The organism is Ohtaekwangia sp., assembly GCF_036568665.1.
Lineage (GTDB): Bacteria > Bacteroidota > Bacteroidia > Cytophagales > Cyclobacteriaceae > Ohtaekwangia.
The window spans coordinates 1-7,563 of record NZ_DATCSD010000478.1; the positions used below are offsets into that span (position 1 = coordinate 1).

General features: G+C 44.0%; 6 protein-coding genes and 1 pseudogene. 1 reads left to right on the forward strand and 6 read right to left on the reverse strand.

All coding sequences use genetic code 11. The features are described from left to right. The 3 genes from VIN08_RS27850 to VIN08_RS27860 all read right to left on the reverse strand — a co-directional run. Positions 1-789: SurA N-terminal domain-containing protein (locus tag VIN08_RS27850; protein WP_331972904.1), on the reverse strand; the 789-nt coding region annotated here is incomplete at its 3' end. A gap of 157 nt (positions 790-946) precedes the next feature. Beyond that, positions 947-1,108 carry a hypothetical protein gene (locus VIN08_RS27855; protein WP_331972906.1) on the reverse strand — a complete coding sequence of 54 codons (162 nt, stop codon included), beginning with the start codon at positions 1,106-1,108 and terminating at the stop codon, positions 947-949. A 48-nt stretch (positions 1,109-1,156) separates the two neighbouring features. Next, a complete protein-coding gene (locus VIN08_RS27860) occupies positions 1,157-2,350 on the reverse strand; it encodes a formimidoylglutamase (RefSeq protein ID WP_331972908.1) in 1,194 nt (397 codons plus the stop codon). A gap of 216 nt (positions 2,351-2,566) precedes the next feature. Here VIN08_RS27860 and VIN08_RS27865 point away from each other — a divergent pair, with 216 nt between their 5' ends. Beyond that, the gene (locus tag VIN08_RS27865; protein WP_331972910.1) at positions 2,567-4,285 is read left to right on the forward strand and encodes an MASE1 domain-containing protein; all 1,719 of its coding nucleotides are present in this window, start codon (positions 2,567-2,569) and stop codon (positions 4,283-4,285) included. On the opposite strand, the gene VIN08_RS27870 is transcribed toward VIN08_RS27865, so the two are convergent. The 3 genes and pseudogenes from VIN08_RS27870 to VIN08_RS27880 form a co-directional block, all read right to left on the reverse strand. After that, positions 4,282-5,541, reverse strand: coding sequence for a pitrilysin family protein (locus VIN08_RS27870; RefSeq protein WP_331972912.1), 1,260 nt, complete (start codon positions 5,539-5,541; stop codon positions 4,282-4,284). The two genes, VIN08_RS27865 and VIN08_RS27870, sit on opposite strands and share 4 nt — an antisense overlap. An 8-nt stretch (positions 5,542-5,549) precedes the next feature. Then, positions 5,550-6,761 carry a type IX secretion system outer membrane channel protein PorV gene (porV, locus tag VIN08_RS27875; protein ID WP_331972914.1) on the reverse strand — a complete coding sequence of 404 codons (1,212 nt, stop codon included), beginning with the start codon at positions 6,759-6,761 and terminating at the stop codon, positions 5,550-5,552. Positions 6,762-6,776: 15 nt separating this feature from the next. After that, a pseudogene (locus VIN08_RS27880) lies at positions 6,777-7,563 on the reverse strand (hypothetical protein); the annotation flags it as partial.

The window sequence follows — 7,563 nt, forward strand, 5'->3', positions numbered from 1 at the left end:
GTCTGCAGAAGCAACTACCGGAATGCTTACATACTTGATGTCGCGTGTAGCATCGGTCTTATACTTCTCTTTGTTTTTGTTATAGTACGCTTCGTAATCTGCATCGGTAACTTTTGCAGATGAATCACTAATGGCATAGTAAGGAACGTAGAGATATTTTACTTCTGCAACATCGGATGCGAGGTGGTATTCACGCTCAGCCTCTGCTTTGGTTACATAAGAAGTTTTGATGAGCAGGTTTTCATATTTGATACGCTCACGACCTGGCTTCAGATCTTGTTCAAAGGCACTCCAGCGAACTCGAGGCTCTGAGCCCTCAGGCATTGTTTTGAGCTGATTCATATATGCCACTACTTTACTGACATCGAATTGCCCGGTCTGTGGATCGGTGAATGCATTTCTTATTCCTTGATCAATGTTTTTACCTTTGATCATATCTACAACTTCATCTTCCGTAACTTCCACTCCGGCATCTTTGATTTGTGGTTGTATAGCATGGCGGGCAATCAGCATGTCCCAAGCCTGCTGGCGGATTGAAGGCATATCGCGTTCGCCTGGTTCACGACCTGTATTCAGGTACCAGTTGGCTTCACGCTCGCGAATAACAGTCTGATATTCTTCGTAGGAAATTTCTTTACCTCCGATTTCACCCACTGTATTGCGGCCCCAGTTTAAGATGTTTGATTTTCCGCTAAAGATATCACCCAGAATGAATGCAGTGATCGCAACAAATACGAAGACCACCACCCAGGTGCCCATCTTGTTGCGCAATGTTCCAATAAATGCCATAAGTAATTTTTAAAGAGCCGCAAATTTAACCCGTTCTCTGTATTAGAAAAACATCTTCTTAAAAAAGAAAAACGATCCGAGCACACTGAAAAACAGAATTTTAAGGCCTCATCTGCCCGATGGTGCAATCGTTCGTTGTGCAAGGGATTTTTTTAGCCTATTTGCTTTTTTTCTTCCGCAGGTTCAGGGCGAAAAATAATATCAGTGTGAGCATAAAGGCCCAGTACGATTGGCCAAATCCCAACACCATAAATTGATGGATGCCAATAATGAGGAATGCTACGGCCAGCGATAAAAGAATAATGTCGGGAAGTTTCATGCAAAAGCATCAGGCAGAGCCTGAGGGTGTTATCTGAAAATAAAAATGTTAAATAAGTTTTGCCAGTGTGCTGATATAGCGCTCGGGTACATCTCCGCGTATAGCCGCCTGGTAATCATTATAGCTGCAAGGTACTATACTGTTGCGTGAATAGCGCTCGCGTCCGTTGGGATACGGAACTTCCATCCACCACTTTTCACTCAATTTACTTTTATAGAAGGTAATGATCTCGGGCTCCACCGGCATCGACACGGAATATTTCAGGAAGTCGTTGCTACGGAAGTTCTGCTCGTTCTTTCGGTGGTAATATCCTTCAATAAAATACCAGATCATTGTGGCCACGACCGATGCTGTCTTCTTGTGTTCATCATCAAACAGCGGATTATACTCATAGAACCCGAGTGAGCTAAGTTTTTCGTTCAGTCCTGCATACCAGCATATCTGGCAGGCTTCCTCACCGGTTAATCCGAAAGGCTGTGCATTGGCATTGCCGGGAGCATCAGAAGAGCGTATAGCCGTAACATCGAACGAGAGCAAGTCCGCATTACGTATAGTAGGTTCCATCTCCTGCATGTTGGTGCGCATCTGCCCGATACGGAAAGCCTCAAAGTATAATTTTTCGAGTATAGATACCGACATCGGATCGATGAGATAGCTTTGATAGGCCAGGTGTGTATAGCTGAAAAGATAGTTGGGCTCGTGCAGCAGCATACGGTGTATATGCTGATTACTCGCGCCCTGTTCTTTATCTTCCAGGTCGAGGTAAGCATCTACATTCAGAAAGCTTACCAGTTTCTCCATAGTTTCATAGCTGCAGTACTGACCATAGTCTAGATCATGCGAGCCTCCTATAATGAGTGGCAATACATTGCTCTCTAACAGCATGCGACATATTTCGCTGATGCGCACATAAGTTTCTTCCAGGTCGTGGCCCGGCTTGAGGTTGCCCAGGTCTACAATACGATAGGCGCCCGTTCCTTTTTTCAGATTATATAGTTTCTTCCGAATCTCATCGGGAGCCGAAGCAGTGCCCGTATTACGAATCGAGCCGCGTTCTTCGCTCACCCCCAGTATAGCAATGTGTGCACCTTTATAGTCGGGCATCTTATCGCCAAATACGCTGATGTTTTTAAACACGCTGGAGGATGACGTGATGTTGCTATACAACGACTCGTCTACGGGAGAGAAGAAAATGGTAAGATCCATGGCTATATAAAAAACTTCGTGAAGATAAATATTCATCCCATAGAGTCTACCGATTCGGCAAGAAGATCGTTAGCCGGAGATTTATTCCCGCTATAGTCGGTAAATCATTCGAAAAACTGGACAATCCTATATCAGGTTCAGCACTTCAACCCCGAAAACCGGCAGTCTGCCTTTCAGAACGTGGCTTCCTTCCGGCAGAGTTGTTCTAAATGTATTTTAATGGTATATATTTGTTTGACTGTGAGACAATTAATGCCTACTCTTAAACTCCCGCTTAAATATAGTCTTGATCTCAAGATTATAGGTGTGGCATTGCTTTACTATCTGTTTGCTCGCCTCGGATATTTTTTAGCTTTTGAGCACAGCACTGCTTTACCAGCCTGGCCTCCTTCGGGTATAGCTTTCGCATTGGTAATTCTATTGGGGCGATCGGTATGGCCCGGTATAACTATTGGCTCGCTGGTAGCGAACATTATGGCCTACTGGAATAACCCGGAACTCGGCCCGCAGACCATTATTACGATTAGCAGTGTTATAGCGGTGGGCAACACAATAGAAGCTGTAGCCGGCAATTACCTGGTAAAAGTCTGGATACACGATGCATATCCTTTCAAACACGCCCGTAATACATTTCGATTTCTTTTTACAGCGCTGTTCATGTGCCTGGCCGGTGCCGGTATAGGTACGTCCAGTTTATATTTTAATACTGTTATACCACCCGAGCAAGTATACGAGACGTTGTTCTCGTGGTGGATTGGCAACGTAGTGGGTATACTGTTATTTACGCCTTTTATACTCTCCATTGTACGCAAGGTGAAAGTAACGCTATCGCCAGCGCGCATTATAGAAGTGGGTATATATTTCATGAGTATACTGGGTATATATCTCCTGTTGCGGGTTGATTATTTAACGCTTACCATGCAACGCGCACTTCCCTTACTGGCGCTTCCGTTTTTATTGTGGCTGGCATTCAGGTTTGAGCTTATCGTTGCCATTGCGGGCGTATTGATTGTATCGCTCATATCAATATACTTTACGGTAAACGGCACCGGACCATTTGTTCTGGTGGGAGAGGAAAATTCCATGCTGTTGCTACAGATCTTTATCGGTGTAATCAGTATATCTACTATTATACTTTCGGCTACAGTAAAGGAGAGACTGGAAGTGCAGCATCAATTACAGCAATTCAATGAGAATCTTGAAGGAATGGTATTGGAGCGCACCAAGGCATTGAACGATGAGATAGGAACGCGAAAAATTGCCGAAGAGAAATTACAACGCACCAATCAGGAGCTGAGTAAACGCAATACGGAGCTTGATAATTTTGTATATAGTGTATCGCACGATCTGCGTGCTCCTATAGCTTCGGTGTTAGGACTGATCAATCTGGCGCGCATGGATAAGGATCTTGCCATGAAAGATATGTATCTGGAGATGATCAATAAAAGTGCTTTGCAGCAAGATCATTTCATCAAGGAGATATTGGATCAATCGCGTAACTCGCGCCTCGAAGTAAAACGCGAAGAGATATTATTTGAGCCACTGATCGAAGAAACATTCAATCAATTGAAGTTTGCTACCAGCACTGGTAAATCTGTAGAGCGGATTATTCGTATTGAACAGGACGAACCTTTCTTCTCCGATCGCTGGCGTTTGAAAGTTATACTCAACAACATTATCTCGAATGCCATTCGCTACAGGAACGGAAAAGACCCGGTGATAAAAGTAAATGTAAACATCAGCCAGCACCTGGCGAAGCTTGCTATTGAAGATAACGGCAAGGGTATAGAGAAAGAGCATCTGCCGAATGTATATAAAATGTTTTACCGCGCTACCGATGATGGTGCCGGCTCCGGCCTCGGACTATATATAGTAAAAGAAGCCATCGACAAGCTCAATGGCAATATCAATATCGAATCAGAAGTAGGAAGAGGAACAACCGTGCAGCTGGAAATTCCGGAGATCGTTTAGCCGACAGCAACTTCTATAAAGTCGCCTTCCTGGAAATAACGCGCAGCAATATCCTGTAGCTGGTCAGCCTTTACACCATCAATCGTATCGATCAATCGCTGATAGTAATTCTTCGGAAGATTGAACATGAACATGTTCTTGATCTTATCGGCATGCGCAAAAGGTGTAGTGATCTCTGCCTGCAGGCTTCCTATAAAATGATTTCGGGCTATCTCCAGTTCTTCTGCATCGATGGGCTCGGTGCGCAGTCGCTTGAGTTCCTTGCGTATTTCATCAAAAGTAAGATCGAGGTTTTCGTTGTTCACATCCGCGCCTACTACAACATAGCTGTCGTGTTGTAATGTGTGGATAGAAGAATATATACCATACGAAAGACCTTTGTCTTCACGAATATTTTTCATCAGGCGCGAGCCAAAGTAACCTCCGAAGATATGATTGAGGAAAAGCATCGCTGCGTAGTCGGGATGCGATCGCGCAATAGCTTTTTTTCCCATACGTATAGACGACTGAACGCTCCCTTCCTTCCCCACGCGTTCGTGCAGTGCGCTTACCCCGGGCGTTGTAATGTTCTTCTGCGCACTTGCCAGGAATGGAAGGGAAGAGAACTCGTCAATAATATTTTGTTTGCTGGCAGCATCAATCTTGCCGGAAACTATTACTGTAAAATCTTTTCCAAAAGATATATAGTGCTCCAGTAGTTGATCGCGCGTTAATGCCTGCACTTCTTCAGCTTCCAGTTCCTTTCCGTAAGGATGATCTTCTCCGAATAATTTTTTGCGAAAAAGTTTAGATGCCTGAAAGCTAGTCTTCTCTTGGTTCACGCGCAGGTTTTGCAGATATATACTTTTGAGCTGCGCTATTTCTTTTTCAGGAAATATAGAGTCTTGCAACAACTCGCGGAATGCTGCAAGGGTTGGGCGAAGATTTTTTGTAAGCGTATAGAGCGAAATGGAAACAGCATCAAGTCCCGGACTTATTTCAAAGTGTGCACCATATTGATCGAACAATTGCGCGATCTCAAAGCTGCTCTTTTGTGATGTTCCTTTTGAGAGCAGTTGTGATGAAAAATAAGAAGCTCCCCATACTCGCTCCAGCCATCTGCCGGCTTTCAGTAATAACTCTACACGAATAACAGATTGCGTTCCGCCGGAAATAAAAAAAGCACGTGCACCATTTTGCAGTGTCAGTTCTTCCGGAAGTATTAATTGAAAGTCGGTGCTCCTGGTAAAATCAGGAGCCGTTGTACGGTTAAGCATCAGCAGAATTAATCAGTAACAGATTCGTCTTTGTCTTGTTGCGTTTCTTCAATGTGCAACAGCAATGTGAAGCGAATGGTCTCAGCAAGCGGGTGTTCCCGTTTGTTGGTAGGCACCAGGTACGCAATGTCAAAACCAAAACGATTTTTACGGAAGCCAGTTCCGATCGTCATATACTTGCGATTGCCTTTTGTTTTGGCTTCGTTAAAGTAGCCCAGGCGTGCAGCGAAGAGTTTGTTATACCAATACTCTACACCTACCGAAGTCATAATTTCTTTGATCTCTTCTTTGAAACCACCCGGTGCATCGGAGAAGGAACCGAACATACCACTTAATATAGATTTGTTGCGATCATCTTTACCGGCAATGATAACACCCGGATTGTTCGGGTCATATATAGGCGGTGTAGGCACCAGCAGCTTGTTGAAATCAACCATAAACGTAAGCGTGTTGTACGGATCGAGCTCCGTAGTATAGGCTGTTCCTAAACGCAGGTTCGTAGGAAGAAAATCTTTATTCTGTGTGTCGGTATAGGAGATCTTAGTACCGATGTTCGAGATGTTTGCACCGATAGAGAGTGTAGCATTGCGTGCACTCTGAATAGGCTTGGTATAGTATACACCTAAATCTACTGCAGCACCGCTGGCAGCTTTTGCATCGATCTGGGTAAATGCACCGGTAAGGTTAGAGTGTATATAGCGCACCGTTCCACCAATACTTAAATTCTCTGACAGCATACGGGAGTATGTGAAGTCGAGCGCAAACTCGCGTGGGTTAAATTCACCGATCACATCACCCGGGTTTGGACCTGTATTGAAGGTGATATCGCCCAGATCAAAATATTTGATAGAGGCAGCTATAGCTTGTTCGCGGTTGATCTTGTAGAAGCCGGAAAAATATCCAACCCACATATCATTTACAATTTTGCCGAGCCACGGAGTATAGGAAAGTGTTCCACCGTATTTTTTGTCGATGAAGGCGAGCTTACCGGCATTCCAGTAGGCAGAGTTTGCATCCGGAGATGTTGCAACGCCGGCATCGCCAAGGCCTGCGTGGCGTGCATCTGGTGTAATGGCCAGGAAAGGAACGGCTGTTGTTATGGCATTATCTTGTCCGATCAATTCATCCGGGTTAGTAACCTGCGAGAATCCGAATTGAAATGAAGTGGCCACAAAAATGATGGCAAGTACTACTCTAAAATTCATTAACGTATTTTTCAAGCGTTGTAAAGATAATTAATTAGCAACAATAAGCTTTGTAAGCCGCTCATTTTTAGAGCCGTTGGTTAAGGAACGAACTGCCACGCGTGCCAAGTATAATCCCAGCACAAGTTTTTTCCCGGGGTCTGTTGTTCCATCAAATTTAAGCAAATCCACACGGTAAGGGCTTTCTGTTATGGTGAAGGTATAATTTTTTAACTGCTGACCGGTTATTGAATATATAAATAATTCTGCTTCCAGATCATCGCCAGGACGATTATGCGTAAAATATAGTGTTGTTTCTCCCTGAAACGGATTGGGATAGTTGGCAAAGGTTTCGATTTTAAGATCATTACCATCTGTTACAATAAAATTGATGGTAGCCTGCGCAGGATTGTTATAGGTATCCCACGCCTTTACTGTAATTGTATGTTTACCCGGTGAAAGTCCCGTCAGGGGGAAATTTACCCAGCCCTTTGTAAAATCATCTGCATCTGCTTCATAATAATCGCTCAGTATATATACCTCACTATCATTATCGAGTACAGCTACAAGCGTATTTCCTATACCATATCCGGAAACATTAATACCGCTTGCATCCTGCAGTCGCGCTACCAATGTAGTGTTAGGGCTTACAATGCCACCATTAATAAATGTTGTATCACCCATATAAAGTGCAATGGTCGGTGAGGCATTATCACTTGCCGGATTTTTTTCGCTGCCTCCGATTTTAAAGTTTGATGTTGTTCCAGCAGCATCCAATGATTGTGCAGAGTCAGCAGCATATACACTTAGTTTACCGGGTGCTATTTCGTAAGCCATA